Genomic DNA, 20,477 nt, shown 5'->3' with positions numbered 1-20,477 from the left:
GCATTTTCCTCTGATATTCTTTAATAGATTTAAGTAATGCTAACTATTTAATGCGATGTTTTATCAGCATAACTATCTCTGGTTGTTATGCCCAACCAAAGCAATAAAAAGGTCTGCGACCTTAAATCATATATTGAAAATAAAAGGCAAATTAATTGATCAGAATAAAGGATACGATTTCAAACAGAAGAATCACAATAAAGATTCTCTAGTCCTTTTTTTCTCATGGATTTACTTATTTTAAGGTTTGTACTTATTTCTTCTTTCCGGCTATAGTTGCTTTTTTCAATTCATTTGAAAATGAGTAGGGAAAATCGGCATCATTTATACCTTTTTGTTTGTTAGGGGTCGAAGACATGTTGAAGTCAATTGTTGCTCCTTTCAACAATTCATCATAAGTCAGATAGTTTTTGGCATAAGATTGCCCGTTTACCGATAGTGACGAAATATAACGATTGCCCTTAGTATTGTTATCAGCTTTGATATGAACCTGTTTTCCATTTTCCAGATTAAGTGTCACACTTTTAAATAGAGGAGAACCTATTACATATTGGTCTGTTCCGGGACATACAGGGTAGAAACCTAAAGACGAAAACACATACCAAGCCGAAGTTTGTCCGTTATCCTCATCACCGCAATATCCGTCAGGATTAGGTGTATATAACTTATCCATCACTTCTCTCACCCAATACTGAGCTTTCCAAGGTTCACCCGAATAATTGTACAGGTAAATCATATGTTGTACAGGCTGATTTCCATGTGCATAATTACCCATATTCATCACTTGCATTTCCCGTATTTCATGAATGGTAAACCCATAATAGCTATCGTCAAATAGAGGGGGTACATTGAATACCGAATCGAGCATTTGGTTGAAACCGTCCTTTCCTCCCATCAGGTTTATTAATCCCTGAGGATCGTGAAATACCGACCATGTATAATGCCAGCTGTTGCCTTCGGTGAAAGCATCACCCCATTTCAGAGGATTGAATGGTGATTGAAATGTTCCGTCTTCGTTCTTTCCTCTCATCAGTTTGTGCTCGGGATCGAATAGGTTCTTATAATTCATGGCTCTTTTGGCGTATATCGCGATCTCTTTCTCCGGTTTATTCAATGCTTTGCCCAGTTTATAGATAGTCCAATCGTCGTACGCATATTCTAAGGTACGGGCAGCACTTTCCTTGATACCTACATTATAGGGTACATATCCCAGCTTATTGTAATACTGATATCCTAAACGCCCGGTAGAACTCACTGTAGGGTGTACACTGGTAGTTCCACTCACAACGGCCTCCCAAAGAGTTTCGATATCATATCCTCTCAATCCTTTAAGATAAGCATCGGCTACTACAGATGCAGAATTGTTGCCAACCATACATCCTCTGTGTCCGGGGCTTGCCCACTCGGGCAGAAATCCACTTTCTTTATAAGTATTGGCTAACCCTTCCTGCATCTTCACATTCATAGACGGATACATCAGATTCAGAAATGGAAACAAAGAACGGAATGTATCCCAGAATCCGGTATCGGTAAACATATATCCGGGAAGAACTTCTCCGTTATACGGGCTGTAATGAACGGGTTTTCCTTCGGCATTCATTTCATAGAAGCTGCGTGGAAACAGTACCGAACGGTACAGGCACGAATAGAATGTGCGAAGATTATCAATATTATCGTCTTCTACTTCGATACGTCCTAAGACTTTATTCCACTCGCTCCTACCCTTTGTCTTTATCTCCTCAAAAGTATCATTACCCAGTTCTTTCAGGTTAAGTTCTGCCTGATCGTAGCTGATAAACGAAGAAGCTACTTTAGCATGTACCAATTCTCCTTTTTTAGTAGAGAAACCAATGATTGCTCCGGCATGATTTTCTTTTGCTTCCAATACTCCCTCTTGTATTTTATTATTGATTGAGGAAGCTGTATAGGTAAATGGTTTATCAAATAGTATTACAAAGTAATTTTTGAAATTATCGGGCACTCCACCATTGTTTTTTGTAGTATAGCCAATAATCTTATTTTGTTCGGGAATGATCTTCACATACGAACCGTCATCGAAAGCATCTACGATTACCGACGAATTCTCATTTTCCGGAAAGGTAAAACGAAACATGGCTGCACGCTCGGTAGGTGCAATCTCTGTAACCACATCATGATCTGCCAGATAAACACGGTAATAGTAAGGTTTGGCAACTTCCGCTTTGTGAGAAAACCAACTTGCCCGCTCATCCTGATCGAATACAACTTTTCCGGTAACAGGCATAATTGCAAATTGACCATAATCGTTTATCCACGGACTGGGTTGATGGGTTTGCTTAAAGCCCCTGATTTTGTCGGCATCATAAGTATATGCCCATCCGTCACCCATTTTACCGGTTTGGGGCATCCAGAAATTCATCCCCCAGGGCATAGCTATTGCCGGATAGGTATTACCTGTAGATAAGGAATGTTTAGATTGTGTGCCAACCAACGTACTCACATAATCGACAGGAGTAGTCCGGGCATTCACTTTAATAGAAAAGAAAGAAATGATTAATAAAAATACAGTAAAATTTCGCATAAGGTTTATATATAAGTTAACATCGTAAATTGAAGTAGGAACATTTGCACAGAAATAAAGAGCCTTTGCTTTTCAAAAATTGCTTACATGGTATATTCAAATAGAATTTGAAGAATTTAATCTTCATTACAGGTCAATGGTATTTCCTATCAGCTAACAGGGTCAAATGTATGCGGGCATGGTTAACTATTGGGTTAATTCGTGGTTAAAAAAGGGTTAGAAGCTTTACTTATTTTATTAATCTGCATATATTTAATCAATATGTGTGAAAAAAGAAGAATATTATACAATACCTATACACACAAGACAAACCAGCCTGCAAATACTTGTGCAGACCCAATTTTGTCCCTCTAATAAGTCTAATTATGCTTTGTTATCATTCAATAGGGAGGTAAAACCGATAGAATAATTCTCGTTCATTACCTTTTTGTATTCTGCAGAGAATAACAGATATTTATTTTTTGCCTGATCGGGCATTTTCAATTTTACCAGAGAATGAATTTGATAATATAAAGCCTCTTCATTGAGGGAATCGATCGTAAAAAGAGTATCGATAAGTAACAAGGCTGTCTGATAATCTTGTTGAATATACCTGCTTTCTATTTCCATTTGTAGAATAGATTCCGCTTTATTTTCAATTTCCTGTTTAAACGAATCGAACATTTCGTCTTCTGTATTTTTCAGGAACTTACCCCTTGTTAAAATTTCGATCAGCTCTTTGTTATTAATAATATTTGCCCCCTTGGTTATTTCAAAAAATCTCAGGCAATCACAGTAACATCCCTCATCTAATACGATTTTAAAGAAACCTTTATCATGAATGAGTTCTATATGATCGAGTTCCGCCAAAGCTTTTCGTATATGATTGAGAGTTACACCTTTCAGATTCTTGGCTTTATTTTCAGTTTTGTCAGGCCATAGAATGTCGCTTAATTGTTGGGAGGATATACCATCTTCGATACTGTATTGAAGAATCAGTAGGAAAGTTTGCTTCAACTTTGTACTGAACATATAACTAATATCCTTATTGTTCCGATCCTTTACCGTAAATTCGCCAAAGAGATAAATTGAATTTGATTGGTCTTTTCGCAAAAAAGATTCACGTATTTTTCCATCCTTTGATTCTAAAATCAAAACCTGATTATCCTCATCTTCAATATCATCCTCAGTTTTTTTCTTCTTTCTATAGAAGAAAAAGTATATACCTGCCGCTAAAATAGATAATGAGATCATTACAATCCAGATATACGCCATTGACTCATCTTTACCTTTCCCTACAAGTTCATCGAAGCTTATCGGGGGAAAAGATAAAGAATATACACGGGCAACAGATGATATATCATTCTCATCAAACTCCTGAACGGTGCAATACAATTCATTCAGCTTCTCATTGTAATACAAGTTGGCGTTGGTAGTAATTTTATCGGAGCGAATCGGAATCGAATCACCCAGAATATCAAAACTTCCATCTTTAATCGAAAAACGATACAGTTTCAAAGATGTGTTCGAAAAATGTTCGGGATAACATAACGTATAGAAACACGAATCATCGAGCATTATCATACTACGTACAGGAACCACATTATCTCCCTGCCAAGGTATTTCCCATAGCTTAGTTATCTTCTTTTCATTAAGATCGACCTTGTATAAATCATAATAATAGCGACGCCCGATAGTCTGGTCTCCCGAATCATTCCCCATACCTCCAAAAACATATAAGGCATTCGCTTCCTTCTCATAGCACATCGACGAGAAGTATCGGGGTGTTATCTTATCTCCTTCGAATGAAAGTAAACTCCATCTTTTTTCGATCAGGTCATACGAATAAAATTCTTTACTATAATGCTGGCTTCCGAAACCTCCGAATACAAGGTATCGGTGATTGGCTGAATCGTAATAGCCATTATGATGGTGTAGTTGAGTCGGTAACCTGTCGATAGACTCCGGTGTCCACATTAAAGTATTGAGGTCAAGATAAGCAGAAGTAGCAGACCCCGCAGGTTCTTCTGAATATACCTCGTAGGCATACAAACGATCGTCTGCCTTATCCACAAAACTCATACCTAGCCTGAGTTTTACAGGTAATTCGTTACCATATTTTTTAGATGATACAGTATTCGAACGAACATTGAAGAATACGATAGAATCCCTGTCGAAAAAGTATATATTCTGTGTTTGGGTATTGAAATTTAAGCCTGCTACATTATTCGACTTAAAAGAAGCCCTTGGCGCCCAGTAATAAGCATTATTAATCAGCCAGACAGGATTCGAAACCTGACCTCTGACTTTACCTCTCGAATCGTGTACCAATTCACCCTCATTTTCATTTAAATGAAAAAAATATTCCTGCTGCTTATCTTTAACTATAAGGTTCTTAATTGCAAACGAAGGGATATCGACCACATGCTCGCTCTTACCGAAATAAATAACAGGATTCCATTTTTCTAGAAGGTTCAAACCTCCGATTTTGGTTTCTTCATCATTAATTCTCAAAATCATCGAATCTTGCCGGAGATCAAATGACAAACCGATACTCACCCACTGGCGGTTAGAAAGCTCTTCTTTCTTAAAAACGACAGTAATTAAATTGTTTCGCCCTTCTTCATTAAATTTAAAGACTGTATTTTCGCGCCCTTCATTATCATACATCAAATTATAAGTCGTATTCAGATTAGTATCCTTTAATCTGAAAATATAACCGACATTAGAGGGTGGCAGCAACGATAATTCGAAATTAATAGCCAGTTTTTCGGAAAAAGACGGAGATCCATTCTCAAATACGGAATATGAAGTTCTCTCATTAATTACACTTTCATTTCCATGAAATCGTAGTCCCTGAGAAAAGATATTTAGAGGAAAGAAGAGTAATAAAACGAAATACACAAATAATTTCATAATAAAAATACTTTATTATCTACAAATATAGAAAATTAGCTTGTTAATTTCTGAAATTACTTCCAGTACGGTTTTCAGACTCTCAAAAAACACACATATGTTTTTAAATGTTAATCTCCCTCAGCAAATGACAGTCCTCTATTATTCAATCAAAAAGAAGCTAATATAGATAGGAAACAAAAAAGGAGCTGCAAATGATTTGCAGCTCCTTTTTCACTAGATTAGCTAGTCTTTTTTTTCTTCATACTCCTTAATCTTCGCTTCACAAATTGACTCTGTAATATCCCGCAGTAACTCGACTTTCGGGATAAGTGCATCGACATCCTCTTTTGTTACTACAAAATCAGGGTCATAACGTCCATTTACATAAGCTGCTTTGATAAGTTCAAAAAGCCGCTTTTCCTCTGGAGTGTCTTGTGGAAATACTTTTACAAAGTCTGTTGAATATTTCTTTACTGAGTTTAATAATTTCGTGAGATTATGTTGTTTCAGATTTTCTAATGTAAAAACTAAACGGATTGCATAAATATAGTTTTCACAAGTTTGATGAAGATGAAAAGAACACATTTTATATTCTTTATCGTTATAGTCATGATTTGCACTTCTTAAGAAACTATTTGCATAAACAAACTTATCATTGAAATATTCCTGTGCCTGTTGCTTTATTTCTTCGAAATTCAATTTACGTCTTCTAGCTAACTTATGTTTACCACTATCATATAGAACAACGCCCTCTTGCTTTATTTGCGTATAAAAGTATCGCCCTTCATTCAGATATTTATTCAGCTTCTTCATATCTTCGCTGATAAACTGAACAGGAGGCTGTCTGTCAGGGTCTTTTGCCCTGTCATAATACAAATCTTCTATATTACTGAGTGACCTGATTGCTCCTCCATCCGATACTCCGCTTGTGATAACTAATATATCGTAATCGCTTACATAAAACTGTAGTTTGCCAAACTCATATTTTTCATCATACACCACATAGTCATTTCGGGCATAACTGCCAAAGAGGATTATCATTTCGGTTTGTTTTAGTCTTTGTAAAACAGACTCAACAATAAAATGTAAATCTCTCTGGTTGGTTGATGGTAAATATGATATTGACTTTCTCATACAGATATATTCGTTTACTGCAAATTTAGCTATAAAAATAATAAAAGGGTCTGTGACCCTAAAGATATAGAAAAAAGAAAAACCGGAATTAACTTTTCAGACCAAATCGTATATTTGTATCTATATCCTCTTATAGTTGCATAAGACAATAGACAATGAATAAAAATAATCTATGAAAATATGTATCGATCAGAATTTTGTGATGTTACCTACTTACCCGATACCAATGTAGTTTATGTGGAATGGAAGAAGTTCTGCCAAGGTAATGATTACCGTAAACCACTTCTTCACGCTATTGAAATAATGAAAGCAAACGAAAACTGTCATTATATGGCAGATACCCGCAATGGTTTTGAGAATGAAGAAGCAGATACACTGTGGGTATTTAACGAATTCATCCCCCTTGCCGCAGCCACCGGTTGCAAATTTATTTTCTTTATCATTAGCCCTGATAACAACTTAAAAGAAGAGCTTGAAGGACAATCTATAGAGCTGAAAAAATTCTTCCAGGTAAAAGCCTGTTTCAATCTCGACGAAGTAAAACAAATTTTAGGCAATAGCCATAAATAAACAGTAGGAGGTAATTATGAAAAATTATTTAAATAAGAACCTGAATTATTTACAAAGCGATGTTACAAATGCCTGCGATGAATTAGGCATATGGGCAGCACCGTTCGGTATTTTACTTTTAGATAACTTTCCGATTCGCAAATATCAAAATTATTTAGATATTGGTTGTGGCACGGGATTTCCATTAATCGAGATAGCAAACCGACTCGGAAACAATTGTAAATCAACAGGAATTGATCCATGGGAGGAAGCCGTAAAAAGGGCCCAAGCTAAAATAGATACACTTCAACTCGATCATATCTCAATAATTGAAGGCAGTGCCGAAAGTATTAATTTTCCGGATAATCATTTTGACTTGATAACCTCCAACCTTGGTATAAACAACTTTGAAGATCCTCTTCAGGTTATGAATGAAAGCTACAGAACTTTGAAACAGGGAGGAACATTCTGTGCAACAACAAACCTCACAGGTACTTTCGATGAATTCTATAAGCTATTTAGAGAAAGCTTACTTGAATTAGGATTTGAAAAATATCTGGCACAATTAGATAATCATATAAATCATCGGGGAACGGAAGAAAGCTCCATAAAACTATTTGAAAATAGCGGATTCAAAATAATAAATACAATAAAGTCTGAACATAGCATGCGATTTTACAATGGATCAGCATTCCTTAATCATTCATTTATAATTATTGGTTTTATCGATTCATGGAGAAATATGTTTGAAGAAGCTGATAAAGAATTGTTTTTCGACAATTTCGAACAAAAACTGAATGCTTATGCCAATCGGCAAGGCGAATTACGGTTGACAATTCCCATGCTTTATATTGAAGCCAGAAAAGAGAAAGGTTTTGGCGTATAAAATTCAATAAACAAATAATGGCATGAAAGATTATCAAGGTAGTTTTTCATGCCATTAAGATAAATTCAGTCCTATCTTTAGCTTTACAAACTCTTATAAATACACAGCAGTCTTCAATTACTTTTAAAAGAACATTGGTATAAATCTTTAAACCATCTGGCGTTTTATGTTCAAATACCCAAGTAGGTCGATAAACAAAAGTGTTGGATGGAAAGCGACTTCTTAGATAATAAAACACGATATCAGAATATAGAAAAATCTAATCTTCCTTCCTCTAAACAGTCACAGATGTTAAAACATCTAAATCACTCGAATAAGAAAAATGTGTCTTTCGTTTATCTCCAAGTTATTATGAGATAAATTAGACATTAAGTTACGCTTTAAACAATTCATTATTTAAATTGTTATAAAACAATATAATAAAAACAAAAAAAGAAGCTAAAATAGCTGAATTAAAGAATAAATACAAAATTATTCAATATTCGGATACGAAGCTCAAATTTTACAACAGGACGTCCAGTGCAATTAATTAAGGGAAATTTTATCCATATATCTGATAATTTCTGTCCTGAATTACGTAGTACAAGACATATTGTGACTATTTGAAAGAAAATAATAAAAACAGACTTTAATTACCAAACTAATTTTTTAAGAAAATGAAAAAAACTAAATTCTTATTAGCGATCTTCGCAGTGACTACAATGCTGTTTTCCTGTTCGAATGATAAAGATGGTGAAAATGGAGATGACAGCAAACCAGAGCCAATGAAAATCAACCTTATTTTGAAAGGAGCTCAAACCGCAGTCAGATCAGTAGATAATAATCCTGTAGATGAGGACAATGTGATTAATGACCTGATTGTATTTTTGGTGAGAGCTGATAATACTTTCGATACCGGTCCTTTCTATTTTCCGGCAGCAGATATAATTGGAGGAAATACAGTTCCTACAATTAATGGAACAACCAAAGCTACTTCGGTTATCATTATTACCAATACCGGTCAGTTCTCCACCGGAGCATTTGATGCGGTTACCAATGTAGCTAGTTTGAATGCTGTAGTTTCAGCTCTTGATAGAAATCCTAATGTAGGCAGTCAATGTATCAGCCAAAATGTATGGATGTCAGGTAATGCAAATCTGGTGGCAAATGGAGTAGATGGCAACGGTAATGCATTGAGAACTGCAACAGTAAATCTAGGATATATACCGGCTAAAATTTACGTGCGAGTTAATAATCAAATGACTAACTTCGACTCAGGGAATGTCATTTTAGACGGTGTATCCATAATAAATGGAGGAGCATGGACTCGTTTTACCATGAATAATGGTGATTTTAAACCAACACAAGCACAAATACCTGCAGGAGAAGCATTCTTCTATAATGGTATTTTTATAAATCCTGCTCTTTATATAGACCAACCCGCAGCCGGAAATTTTGTTGTAAATCCTATTTATAAATGGGCTCCGGTAACATACTTTCCGATGACATCTGCTGTTACAATACCGGCTGTCGCTGCTCAAACTGCAACCGAAGGTTTCTATGTATTCCCATCCATAACAACCAATAAAACATATGTAACAATTTTCGGACGTTATGATCCAAATCAAACCAGAAATGCAAGCAATTTAACAGAGCCAAATTACTTCTGGTCATTTGCTTTCGGTGGTAGCGACGGTTTGGCGAATGCAATTGCTTCCGGTGAAAAATATGTTATTAATATTACACTTACCGGAAATGCAAATACCGGAGGAGGAGGTAGCCCCGACCCTACAGAAATATATGACAACGCATATGTTGATATTACTGTAAATAGCGCACTATGGACTCCTTTTATAGTAGATAAAGTAATTCAATAATATCCCCCATTGGCAAGGGAAACCAAAGTATCCCTTGCCAATAAACAATCAAAGAATATATAAACTGTCGAATATGAAGAAAGCACTATACATATTATTCGCTTTTCCAACATTGATTCTTATTGCAAATGCTTGCATTAAAGAGGATGTGCCACCGTGTGAGATAGCAGTAACTGTACAGATTGCCGAGGGCAGTGGTTCTGCAGATGATAAATCGATTGTAAACGACATTGTTCTATATATATTTGATGAAAACAAAAAATTTCTTGATACAAAAGAAACCCAACTTGGCAAGACAGAAATTCTATCCTACCCCAATGCCGGGAAATTGACAGTAGTGGCCTGGTGCAATACATTGAATGGATCGATAGATATAACATCCTTGAGTCCCGACCTTTTTTTAAGAGACGGTTACGCCAGATTGAGAAGAATATCATCTCCTAATATTTATCAGATTCCGGACGATATCCTGTTTGGTTCTGCACCGGTTATTAATAATCAGTCGGCTAATGAATATGTCACACTATACGTAGCACGAGTTGTGGCTTCAATGAACATTACAGTCAGAAACCTGAAGAAATTTGCAGGTTTCAACGACGATAATTATTCTTTCGTGGTTGGTACAACAAAAACATATATGGACTTTACAGGACAATACTATGGCAATGGTGCTTCATATATACCCGAATCATCATTCAATACACAAAACGAGTTTATAGCTAAAACATTCCGTCTTTTTCCTTCAAGAGAGGAAAATTTCTCAGTTAAGATTTTCCATGATGGTACATTGATCGATGAGGTATCAACCGACAATGATGGTTCTCCTCTACAAACTATTCAGAACAAAACGCTTAACCTTCTGATTGAATATAATGGTTCAGCAGATATATCAGTAACAATAAAAAATACAGAATGGAATCAGACCCATCAATGGGATAAAATAATTAACTAAGCAATAGTTAATTATTTAAAATATAGTATTAAATATTTTGTACTATTTACAATGTGAAAATGAAGGAGAATATATATGAAACCAAAATATATCCATAAATTAATTTTGCTAACAATAGCTATTTTTTCTTTATTATCTTGCTCTGATGATAATCCGCCTATAGCTGCTCCTGTTTCTTTAAGTATAGGGGCTGACAGTAAAATTTCTAATTTGAGAATAATGGCATTTAATGTAACAGACCAAAATATAAAGAATAATTTTTATTATTCAGGAGATATAACCACGGTCACTCTTAATATGCATGCAGGTGAATATAATTTTTTCTTTATAGCAAATGCACCCGACGAATCTTTTAATTCACTGGAAGCCATAAGAAATCAAGCAGGATTGAATAATATACAAATTCCTTCGTCAGGTATAAATTCTGATAACAATATACCTATGACCCTCTATGTGCCTAATGTTACAGTATTACCCGATCAGGAAGGCGTAGTGGTGGAAGGCGTATATTATAGTAATTGGCATGTAGCATTAGAACATTTGGCTGTAAGGTTCGATTTGGTCTTAAAGTCTAAAAGAGACTTATCCACAACTTTTACAGGTGTTGAATTTCATAATTTACCTGATAATGTACCTATTACAGGAAATTATTCAGGGACTCATACAGCACAACGTATATTTACGACAACCGCAAATCCCGAATATTTTGCAGATACTGTTATCGCAGGATATCCATGGGCTAAAATAGTAAAAAGAGTAATTCTACCGCCAAATAAATTTACACCGGCTGATCAGGAAGACCGGCTTGTCGGTTTTTCAGTTCTTACAGGTGATAATCTCAACCCAAGCTGTACTTTCGGAATGGATGAGGATAATAATGATTATACAATGACACCCAATACCAATTTCATTGTAAATGCCATCGTGAATTACCCGATGGAAGTAAATATCAGCATTGCCGAATGGGGTCCGGAAAATGTAAATGGCAATATAACCAATCGCACACTGAATGTAGCTTCACTGACAGCATCCATTACCGATAGAAACAGGGCAAGGATTTACTTTACTTCCAATCAGCCCAGCGTCAGCGTTGATGCTATAGGGTACGTGGGAGCTACCGGCACTACACAGTTCAACGTAAACAATGTATTCTATGATTTGTTAGGTCCGACAGCGGGTAACTTAAACTACAATCCGGCTACAGGTTTGGGATACATAGATATTTATACCTCTTTTTACGGAACATTGGTAGCTAACACTACGTACATTCATCGTATATACCTGAATGCAGGAGGCTTACGACGCGAGATAACTGTCACCACAGTACTGCCGGCAATACCGCCCGCTTGGTCTACCGCTCCGTATGTAGGAACATTCCACCGTTGGAATCAAACCGGAGAACGCATTGTTTACTCCAATAACGTCGGAGATTGGACTGCGACCGTAATGCAGGGAGACTTCATCCTATTGAGCTCCGGACGAAGTTTTGATCCCAAATTGGGACTGGACAGCCCGAATATTCCCAACAATGCTGAAAACTATCCGGTCACGGACGGCACAACCACTGTGAGTGGCATCAATAGAATCTATTTCCGCGTGGGGTTGACCGGTACACTTGCTTCGGCAACCACTGCACCCCGTTACGGTCTTATAAGAGTTACTACGACTAGTGGCACCTCTTATCTTTATGTGCGTCAGGGCGAAGCTCCCGGTGTCATCAACAGCACCGTCAAATGGTCTGCGTTCAATCTGTCCGATCCTTTGCGCGGATTGGGAGGTGCGGATATTTCCAATCATAACCTCTTTACTCCGCGAGCAGCCGTATCTTCAACAACTTTTGCCGATTTCCCTACACAGGTAGGATATATGTTCCAATGGAACCTTTATAATGGTTCTACGGCAAACGCCAACCGGGTTTTCCATCCGTTGAATCCTGCCGGAGCTATTACAGGATATCCGACCGGCATTGCTGCAAGCTGGAATACGAACAACGATCCATGTCCTGCAGGCTACCGTCATCCCACAGGTGCCGAATTTACCACCTTTGCACCCGATACAGGAAATAGCTTGTGGGGATTTTATTCCGACGGTTTTTTTGACAGGAGACTCGTAAAAAGCTCGGCTAACGTTACAGGCGTCAACAATTATGAGTTTGGAACTTACGGACGAGTATTTTTTAATGCTGCCACCAATGCCTCGGTGTTTTTACCGGTGGCAGGTAACCGTATCAGCGGAGGTGGGTTGCAAACTACGTCTAGCGGTAATTATGTCACAAGTGACATAGTAGGTTCTAATGCCAATATACTGCTGTTTAATTCATCGACAGTTACACCAAACAATGGAACATATGCTAAAGCGCGTGCTTTTTCGGTACGCTGCATACAGCAATAATTGATATCGACTTATATATTATGGCAGGCAGATAGTATTTTTCAGTTTAAAAGCAACAATAATTATTATGATTAATAGATTGAAATACATAATATTGGGAATGGTACTTTTGACTTTAGGCTCATGCACTAAGGAAAGCGCTGCTATTGACGAGACTCCTGATATTGGTGGAAAGGTGCGTATACAACTGATTACAAATGCAGGAAACTACGAGAGACCCGAGACCCGCATAGGATCGGCATTGGAAAATTCAGTAGATGCAACGCCGTGGGTATTTGTTTTTAGTGGTAGCGATAACAATGCCATATTTTCAGAAGTGCAACAGTCTATAGTTCTGGATGGAAAAACATTTGTTATCTTAACCAAAACCACAACGGCATGCCGTATTCTGGTTATTGCTAATGCTCCTGCTAATTTTCAAGATGCTTCGGGAACGTCATTTTCTTTTGATCAAAATAATCTGACAGCGCAACTTACGGGCAAAACCTTAACGGCAGCAGTCGCTAATCTCCTTACTTCGCCGCAGCTAGCTTCACCCCAAACTACGGTGCCCTATACTCCGGATTTGGCTATCCCGATGTCGGCATTAATGCCGGTAGTCGCTGCAATCAATGAAAATACCGTTATCAACAGTACCGGAGTAGCCGGAGGAAGTGCACTGCCAATCAATAGAATTGTTGCTAAAGTAACTGTCGATGCCTCGGAAGTCATCAACACTTTCACACTTTCCGGAGCAACAGTAGTCGGAGCACCGAGAAACGGCGCATTAGCTGATCTTGGGATAGCCATAAAGAGTAATGCGGGTAATCTGACCGACTATCTTACATCGACAACGGGTGACGGCGTTACGGGTATAGCTCCGGCAACCAATAACACAACTGTAGCCAATCCCATATATCTCTATGAGTCACAAGAGCGTGCAACGTCAGTGATCATCAAAGGAACCTACAATGGTATTGTAGGCTACTATCGCCTTGTATTTATGGGTCCAACTCAGTTGGTTAATGTGTACCGCAACAAATATTATCTTTTTACCATTACTTCGGTTACAGATAGCGGATATCCTACGGTAGCAGAGGCAATAGCCAATCCGGCATCAAATGCTATTAAAGTGACTCTCAGTGTGACAGACCTGAACTCATTCGATATTTTGGACAACGGACAATATTATCTGGGCGTGTCGAACTCCAGTTTAAATATGCTTGCCAACCAACTTGCATACAACGGAATCCCTGCGGTTACGGTAACGACCAATGCCTCCTCTCCAAATACGTTGAGTGCTATTGGCAGTGGAGGAATAACAGCTGTTGTTCCTGCTCCGACGATAATTGGTAATATAACCTCATGGAATGTAACGATGAGTGTAACAGCTGCTTTTACCTCCGGAACAATCACATTAAAAATTGGTAATATTGTAAAGACGATCGCAGTAACCAGAGCCACGGCAGCGGTAGGAGCGATCGGAGGCTTGATCTCCTCCGCAACGCCTATTTATGTAGGAGGGCAGGTAAATGATGCGAGTGTAAGCTGGTTATCCCTCTCATCAATCAATGACTCATCAACAGGCGGTGCAACTATGATTGCCGGTCCCAATCCGGGGCCATACTATTTATTTGCCACAGCAAATAATACGGGAGTCGACCGGGTCGGCATAGTTTATCTCACCCGTTACGATCGGGGACGTCTGATGTTATATATCGTTCAGGCACATTAACTCCTCTCCTATTATCGGGACATCCCGTATGACAAAATATAATCTCAGCAGGCTTTTAGAGCCTGCTTTTTCTGTCATAGCCAAATTATGCTTCGATGGGTCTTTTGTGGTGATATTTCATATTCCAAGACCACCAATACCCATCAATTATTGAATACCAAAATACAATGGTCTCTTATCATAGCGGCAGTATAACTGTCCCAACAACAAAAAACAGGTAGCTACACTAAGCCCTCTATTCACATTTACTTAGCAAAGATTACTTCATTTCTTTTTGCACATAGAAATATTATTCTATATTTGAAAATCAAAGACTTTACGATATCAATATAACCTTAAATTAAACCTGCTATGCTTAATTTGCAGACTTTGAACAGGACACTCCTACTCTCTTCAAAGAATAATAATTCTCTTGGACTTGATCACGGAAAGATGAGACTATCCCTCTATTTTTTCTATATAGGAAGAAAGAGTGATAATAAAGAATATCTATTAGCTGCAGAGAAACTTCTGGATGATATTTTTGAGAATATCAAAACACTGAAAAAGATAGATATAAAAGATGGTTTAAGCGGCATTGGCTTAGGTGTTCATTATCTCATCAAAAATAAGTATGTGGAAGGGAATATTAATCATGTGTTAGAAGATATAGATAACGAGATTATAAAACAACTCAGCTATCCTAGATATTACACTCAGTTAACAAGCTCTTCTTTAATACCTATTTTATATTATTTATGTTTGAGGCTCGAAGATCAGAAAGTCTCTAGTGAAAATAATTATATATACCAAGAAATCATTATTCAAACAGTTAATTATATATATCAACAGATTAACTCTGATTTCTTCAACGAATCATTATCTTATAATATAGAAGAATGCAGACTTCCATTATTCTTAGCAGTATTAAGCAAGTTACATAAACTTCAATTTTATAATAATCGAGTAACTAAAATACTGGAGGAATTATCATATCATGCCCTATCTACTATTCCAATACTCAACGCCAATAAGTTGCTACTGCTTTGGGCTATAAACTTAGTAAACAAAGAGATTGAACTAGAGAACTGGGCAAGGCATATCACACTACTAAAAAATAGCCTGAATATCTTCTCTATTTTTAATGATGAACTAAGGGATAAGAATATATTTTTTCAGGATGGCATTTCAAGTATATATCTTATAATTAAAGACTTGAAAGAATTATTTACAGATCAGGAGTTAAACACTATATCGGATCTGACATTTTCTAAAATAGAATCCTCCGGAATATGGAATTTGTTACAAGCCCCTCAATACCTCAGTAAATATGGTAATTTACCAAATATTTTTTGTATCATACCTACATTATATTTTTCTGATAATAAAGAATGTCAACTATGAAAACAAATTTAAGTGATGTAACTTTTATTATTGCGATAAAGTTGGATTCTATTCAACGATTAGAGAATATAATTGTAGTGATAAATTGTTTGTGCAGATACTTTGACACCAATATTGTTATTCTCGAAGCTGACAATTATAACAATGGAATTCTAAAATATCTGCTAAATAAAAAAGTAAGATATCTTTTTATTGAAGATAGGGATCCTATTTTCCATCGAACAAAATATTTTAACCAAATGGTAAAGGATATTTCGTCTCCTTATATTGCACTTTGGGATTCGGATATTGTAATTGACAAAAATGCCATATTAGAGGCAGTTACAAAATTAAGAAATAAAGAAGCAGATATTACTTTACCCTATAATGGAATATGTCTGGAAATACCAGAAATAATCAGAACCTTATTTATAAAGAAAAATGATCTGAAAATATTGCATAGGCATCAAAATAAGATGGATAGATTATATCCACACTTACTGGTTGGCGGAGCAGTTATCGTAGATCGAGAAAAATATATACAAGCAGGAATGGAAAATGAAAAACATTATGGCTGGGGAAATGATGACTTTGATAGGCATTTCAGGTTTGTAGCCCTTAACTATAAAGTCTATCGTACAAATAAAGTTTTGTTTCACCTCTGGCATCCAAGAGGGAATAATAGCCAATTCCGGTCATTTGTATCCCAACAGATATCAGATAGCCAACATTTACTAATGAAGAACAGCTCGAAAGAAGAGATAGACAATCGTATATAAAACTAATAGAACTATGTTTATGAAGATACCAGCACTACAAAAAAACTCAGAATATATTTGTTACATTTCTCAGTTTATTAGGAGTGAGAAAGAGATGAAAACCCTTAAAGGTGGTTTTGATTGTGGAGGAGGTCTTAATTATTATGTAGGATATTGCGGTAACGGGGTAGGAATCAGTGTATATTCATCTAATTATCTCGGTTTTTCAGAGCAGTCGGCAGGATTATGCAAGACTCAAATATCCAACTAGTTAATAACCGGATAAATACATTCACGAATTATATTAATCTGATTATAAAAAATAATAAGTATACTAATCGATAATGGTTCTTCCCTTATCTCTTTTTATATTAGCAATATCGTGCCAACAACAGAAAAGATACAAACTATTTTATTGATGAACAGAACTACCGGGAATAACTCTAGATGCAATAATATAGACGATTTTTTGTAAATCGATAAAATGAACTTTACCTTTATTGCATAAGGTTATAGAATGATCTAGCATATTATAATAATCTTCATCTAGTTTTGCTATCTTGTCCATTATATATTCAAGATATTCTGTCTGTATCCTGAGAGTTGTATTTTGCATCTCTGTTTGCTTTTGTCGACTTATTTGTCCTTCACTCTTTCTGTATCGCAATAATACGTGAGGCAGATTTGTTAATCTATATCCTCTTTTCATTAACTCGGTCCACAGTTGATAATCTTCGGCATATATATATTCTTCATTGTATACTTGATTGGTATCATTTACCAATGGAAATTGAGTAATAATACTTCTTTTTAGTATAACGGTAGGGTGATACAGAGGACTATGAAGTATTGCTTGCACCTCTATCTCGTCACTCGCCGTTGTATTTTTCCATATGCCATCCATATCTCCGAAAACCTGCATCCAGGTACCACTAATATCTATATCCGGATTTTCTTCCATAAAATGATACTGCATTTGTAATCTTTCAGGTAACATTATATCGTCGGCATCCATACGGGCTATATATTTCCCTTTTGATTGAGTCATCCCAATATTTAAAGACTGTATAAAGTTATGCTCATTTTTTATCAGCCTAATTCTCGAATCTTTATAATTAGTTGTTATAATTTCACGACTACCATCTGTAGATCCGTCATCTATTATAATCAGTTCAAAATCGCTAAAAGTCTGTGACAAAATACTGTCAATAGATTCCGATAGATAGCGTGAGGAGTTATAGACAGGCATTACAATACTTATTGAGGGAGCTTTCATAATATAGTATTTTAATCGTATTTAATTTCAAGTTCTTTCATCGCTACGCTCAGATAATCAATCAAGGCTTTATTATCTGATGCTAGAGCTTTTCGTGCAACAGAAGGAATATAAATTCCAACAATATAGTTATAAAGAGCAATATTTTGTTGGCAAATTCCCAGTAGCGTGTCGAAACTATCAATTCTGTCTTTTATATTCTTAAGTGACCCACTAGTCATAATAGATCCAGTTCTATATCTTCTATGATATCCAACAAAATCAATATAGGAGATTTTTTTTGTATGTAGTAAACATCTTATCCAAAATTCGACATCCTCACCATATGCATGAGATGGAAATCTGATGCATGATTCTTTAAATAGAGAGCAGTGATATACTTTCAGACAGGGGGAGTGACAGTCAGCCAAAAACATTTGATACCTCGATTTTATTTTGCCATAACTAAAAAAGCTTTCATCTAAGTTAAAATACTTGATACTAGTCTGCTTTCCAGAATCTTCATCAAAAGAGGTACCATTGTATATTAAGATATCAGCCGACTTAAACTTTAGATGTTCTATTAAGTTGTTAATCAGATCATCATTTATATAATCGTCTGCATCAACAAAAAAGATGTATTTACCACAAGCTTTTTCAATTCCAATATTACGGGCATATCCGGGACCGTTATTGGTATCTAAGTTAATAATATTTATGCGATTATCAATTAATTGATATTGTCTTAAAATAGCTAAACTCCTATCTGTGGAATTATCATTGACAAAAATCAGCTCGAGATTTATATAGGTTTGATTCAGAAGAGATAAAACACATTCCTCAAGATATAGCTCAACATTATATGTGGGTATAATTACAGAAACTAACCAAGTCATAGCATAAACGTTGAGATAAAGGTCAATGCTTAAAGTTAAGAATATTTTTGTATATTCGTATATCTTCAAACACAAAAGATGAAAACACCTTTGGTCTCGGTAATAATGCCTGTATATAATATTGAGGGCTTCATTAAAGAAGCCATTCATAGTATTCTTAATCAAAGTTATCACAACTTTGAGTTTATCATTATAAACGATGGCTCTACAGATAATACCTCCTCTATGATAAGAGAAGAGAAAGATTCTAGAATTATATACATCGACAGAGCAATTAACAAAGGTAATTATAATGCAAGAAATGAGGGTTGCAGAATGGCAAAAGGTAAATATATCTGTGTTATGGATGGGGATGATATTGCCATGTCCAACAGATTAGAAAGGCAAGTCCAAATAATGGAAGAGGATACTGAAATATTAGCAATGGGAACAGACTTTCAATTTATAAATACCGGTTATATTCAGAAAAAGCCGAAAAGTTATTCTCTTTTAAAAATATTTCTGTTACAAAACAATATGTTTCTACATCCCTCTCTTATCATAAGAAATGAGGTCTTAGCACAAGTAAATTATTACAATGAAGAGTTTTATTATTCTTCAGACTATGATTTGATGTGCAAAATATCTTTGATCGGGAAAGTTATAAATACCCCTGATATTTTGATGCATTACCGTATACATGAAAAACAAATTTCATCAAAAGATTACTTCCGACAATGTCATTATGCTGATTTAATCAGAATAAAGTATCTAAGAACCTGTGGCTTTCGTCTACCTAAAAATGAAGAGGCTGTTTTTTCGCAGTTTATGAGTCGCAACAAGAACTTAAATAAACAAATCAGTAAACCTATACTCGATTCATTAATGAAGCAAAATCTAAAGCTGAAAGTATTTGATCAACAAATATTCTCTGATTTTATTAGTTATCTATATTTTTAAAACTATAACTTTAGATGTATCCTCAACTGAATATAGGGGTGAATTCGTATTTAATTGATATCGATGGATCTCATAGTAGTTTGGAATATCATTAATTAGTTAATACATTCCCCTGCTCCTGTTTTTCTAATCGGTCTTTCATCTAAATTAGTAATAGCTTCACCTTTCAAGCGTGCTATTTAACACACAAAATGAGCGAAATTTATGAGACTGTTGTATTAATGACATATTGATTGCTTTATATAAATGGAAGGAATGCTACACCAATGAGAAATATTCTACTAAAGAAACTCACTCTCCTGCACATTTACTACTAGATGGTAAGATTATTTCAAACTTGTTTCAGGA

15 protein-coding genes are annotated in these 20,477 nt (G+C 35.9%); 10 read left to right on the top strand and 5 right to left on the bottom strand.

From position 1 onward, the window contains the following. Nucleotides 1-253: 253 nt before the first annotated feature. From CLV62_RS06895 to CLV62_RS06885, 3 genes are all read right to left on the bottom strand, one after another. Nucleotides 254-2,560: a GH92 family glycosyl hydrolase gene (locus tag CLV62_RS06895; protein ID WP_110310054.1), complete on the bottom strand. Its 2,307-nt coding sequence runs from the start codon at nucleotides 2,558-2,560 to the stop codon at nucleotides 254-256. A 363-nt stretch (nucleotides 2,561-2,923) separates the two neighbouring features. Then, nucleotides 2,924-5,455 (bottom strand): Kelch repeat-containing protein, encoded by a 2,532-nt coding sequence (locus CLV62_RS06890; RefSeq protein WP_110310053.1) that lies wholly within the window; start codon nucleotides 5,453-5,455, stop codon nucleotides 2,924-2,926. A 225-nt stretch (nucleotides 5,456-5,680) separates the two neighbouring features. Next, the gene (locus tag CLV62_RS06885; protein ID WP_110310052.1) at nucleotides 5,681-6,571 is read right to left on the bottom strand and encodes a HEPN domain-containing protein; all 891 of its coding nucleotides are present in this window, start codon (nucleotides 6,569-6,571) and stop codon (nucleotides 5,681-5,683) included. 180 nt (nucleotides 6,572-6,751) lie between these two features. Here CLV62_RS06885 and CLV62_RS06880 point away from each other — a divergent pair, with 180 nt between their 5' ends. The 9 genes from CLV62_RS06880 to CLV62_RS21680 all read left to right on the top strand — a co-directional run bounded on the left by CLV62_RS06880 (nucleotide 6,752) and on the right by CLV62_RS21680 (nucleotide 17,310). Further along, nucleotides 6,752-7,141, top strand: a complete 390-nt coding sequence (locus CLV62_RS06880; RefSeq protein WP_110310051.1) for a hypothetical protein — start codon at nucleotides 6,752-6,754, stop codon at nucleotides 7,139-7,141. 16 nt (nucleotides 7,142-7,157) lie between these two features. Further along, on the top strand, nucleotides 7,158-8,006 hold the full coding sequence (locus CLV62_RS06875; RefSeq protein ID WP_110310050.1) for a class I SAM-dependent methyltransferase: 849 nt from the start codon (nucleotides 7,158-7,160) through the stop codon (nucleotides 8,004-8,006). Nucleotides 8,007-8,662: 656 nt separating this feature from the next. Next, nucleotides 8,663-9,862, top strand: a complete 1,200-nt coding sequence (locus CLV62_RS06870) for a hypothetical protein (protein ID WP_110310049.1) — start codon at nucleotides 8,663-8,665, stop codon at nucleotides 9,860-9,862. A gap of 73 nt (nucleotides 9,863-9,935) precedes the next feature. Further along, nucleotides 9,936-10,814, top strand: coding sequence for a FimB/Mfa2 family fimbrial subunit (locus CLV62_RS06865; protein ID WP_110310048.1), 879 nt, complete (start codon nucleotides 9,936-9,938; stop codon nucleotides 10,812-10,814). Nucleotides 10,815-10,889: 75 nt separating this feature from the next. Continuing rightward, nucleotides 10,890-13,205, top strand: a complete 2,316-nt coding sequence (locus CLV62_RS06860) for a fibrobacter succinogenes major paralogous domain-containing protein (protein WP_110310047.1) — start codon at nucleotides 10,890-10,892, stop codon at nucleotides 13,203-13,205. Between the two features lie 79 nt (nucleotides 13,206-13,284). Then, nucleotides 13,285-14,919 (top strand): hypothetical protein, encoded by a 1,635-nt coding sequence (locus tag CLV62_RS06855; RefSeq protein WP_221409226.1) that lies wholly within the window; start codon nucleotides 13,285-13,287, stop codon nucleotides 14,917-14,919. A gap of 351 nt (nucleotides 14,920-15,270) precedes the next feature. Further along, on the top strand, nucleotides 15,271-16,302 hold the full coding sequence (locus CLV62_RS06850; RefSeq protein ID WP_110310045.1) for a glycoside hydrolase family protein: 1,032 nt from the start codon (nucleotides 15,271-15,273) through the stop codon (nucleotides 16,300-16,302). After that, nucleotides 16,299-17,060 (top strand): galactosyltransferase-related protein, encoded by a 762-nt coding sequence (locus CLV62_RS06845; RefSeq protein ID WP_170120028.1) that lies wholly within the window; start codon nucleotides 16,299-16,301, stop codon nucleotides 17,058-17,060. The genes CLV62_RS06850 and CLV62_RS06845 overlap by 4 nt, the downstream gene beginning before the upstream one ends. A 94-nt stretch (nucleotides 17,061-17,154) precedes the next feature. Further along, entirely contained in the window at nucleotides 17,155-17,310 is a 156-nt protein-coding gene (locus tag CLV62_RS21680; protein WP_170120027.1) for a hypothetical protein, read from the top strand. 141 nt (nucleotides 17,311-17,451) lie between these two features. On the opposite strand, the gene CLV62_RS06835 is transcribed toward CLV62_RS21680, so the two are convergent. Next, the gene (locus tag CLV62_RS06835; protein WP_110310042.1) at nucleotides 17,452-18,315 is read right to left on the bottom strand and encodes a glycosyltransferase family 2 protein; all 864 of its coding nucleotides are present in this window, start codon (nucleotides 18,313-18,315) and stop codon (nucleotides 17,452-17,454) included. Nucleotides 18,316-18,326: 11 nt separating this feature from the next. Further along, nucleotides 18,327-19,190: a glycosyltransferase family 2 protein gene (locus CLV62_RS06830; protein WP_170120026.1), complete on the bottom strand. Its 864-nt coding sequence runs from the start codon at nucleotides 19,188-19,190 to the stop codon at nucleotides 18,327-18,329. Nucleotides 19,191-19,268: 78 nt separating this feature from the next. Between CLV62_RS06830 and CLV62_RS06825 the strand changes: the two genes are divergently transcribed. Further along, nucleotides 19,269-20,129 carry a glycosyltransferase family 2 protein gene (locus CLV62_RS06825; RefSeq protein WP_110310040.1) on the top strand — a complete coding sequence of 287 codons (861 nt, stop codon included), beginning with the start codon at nucleotides 19,269-19,271 and terminating at the stop codon, nucleotides 20,127-20,129. Nucleotides 20,130-20,477 lie beyond the last annotated feature (348 nt).

It is taken from the genome of Indolivaga alginatilytica, assembly GCF_003201355.1.
Lineage (GTDB): Bacteria > Bacteroidota > Bacteroidia > Bacteroidales > Dysgonomonadaceae > Dysgonomonas_A > Dysgonomonas_A alginatilytica.
This window is presented reverse-complemented; position numbering and strand designations above follow the sequence as displayed.

What these genes read in the sequence shown, in the direction of transcription:
- CLV62_RS06895 (WP_110310054.1), bottom strand. Translation starts at nt 2,560, where the DNA reads ATGCGAAATTTTACTGTATTTTTATTAATCATTTCTTTCTTTTCTATT.
- CLV62_RS06890 (WP_110310053.1), bottom strand. Translation starts at nt 5,455, where the DNA reads ATGAAATTATTTGTGTATTTCGTTTTATTACTCTTCTTTCCTCTAAAT.
- CLV62_RS06885 (WP_110310052.1), bottom strand. Translation starts at nt 6,571, where the DNA reads ATGAGAAAGTCAATATCATATTTACCATCAACCAACCAGAGAGATTTA.
- CLV62_RS06880 (WP_110310051.1), top strand. Translation starts at nt 6,752, where the DNA reads ATGTATCGATCAGAATTTTGTGATGTTACCTACTTACCCGATACCAAT.
- CLV62_RS06875 (WP_110310050.1), top strand. Translation starts at nt 7,158, where the DNA reads ATGAAAAATTATTTAAATAAGAACCTGAATTATTTACAAAGCGATGTT.
- CLV62_RS06870 (WP_110310049.1), top strand. Translation starts at nt 8,663, where the DNA reads ATGAAAAAAACTAAATTCTTATTAGCGATCTTCGCAGTGACTACAATG.
- CLV62_RS06865 (WP_110310048.1), top strand. Translation starts at nt 9,936, where the DNA reads ATGAAGAAAGCACTATACATATTATTCGCTTTTCCAACATTGATTCTT.
- CLV62_RS06860 (WP_110310047.1), top strand. Translation starts at nt 10,890, where the DNA reads ATGAAACCAAAATATATCCATAAATTAATTTTGCTAACAATAGCTATT.
- CLV62_RS06850 (WP_110310045.1), top strand. Translation starts at nt 15,271, where the DNA reads ATGCTTAATTTGCAGACTTTGAACAGGACACTCCTACTCTCTTCAAAG.
- CLV62_RS06845 (WP_170120028.1), top strand. Translation starts at nt 16,299, where the DNA reads ATGAAAACAAATTTAAGTGATGTAACTTTTATTATTGCGATAAAGTTG.
- CLV62_RS21680 (WP_170120027.1), top strand. Translation starts at nt 17,155, where the DNA reads ATGAAAACCCTTAAAGGTGGTTTTGATTGTGGAGGAGGTCTTAATTAT.
- CLV62_RS06835 (WP_110310042.1), bottom strand. Translation starts at nt 18,315, where the DNA reads ATGAAAGCTCCCTCAATAAGTATTGTAATGCCTGTCTATAACTCCTCA.
- CLV62_RS06830 (WP_170120026.1), bottom strand. Translation starts at nt 19,190, where the DNA reads ATGACTTGGTTAGTTTCTGTAATTATACCCACATATAATGTTGAGCTA.
- CLV62_RS06825 (WP_110310040.1), top strand. Translation starts at nt 19,269, where the DNA reads ATGAAAACACCTTTGGTCTCGGTAATAATGCCTGTATATAATATTGAG.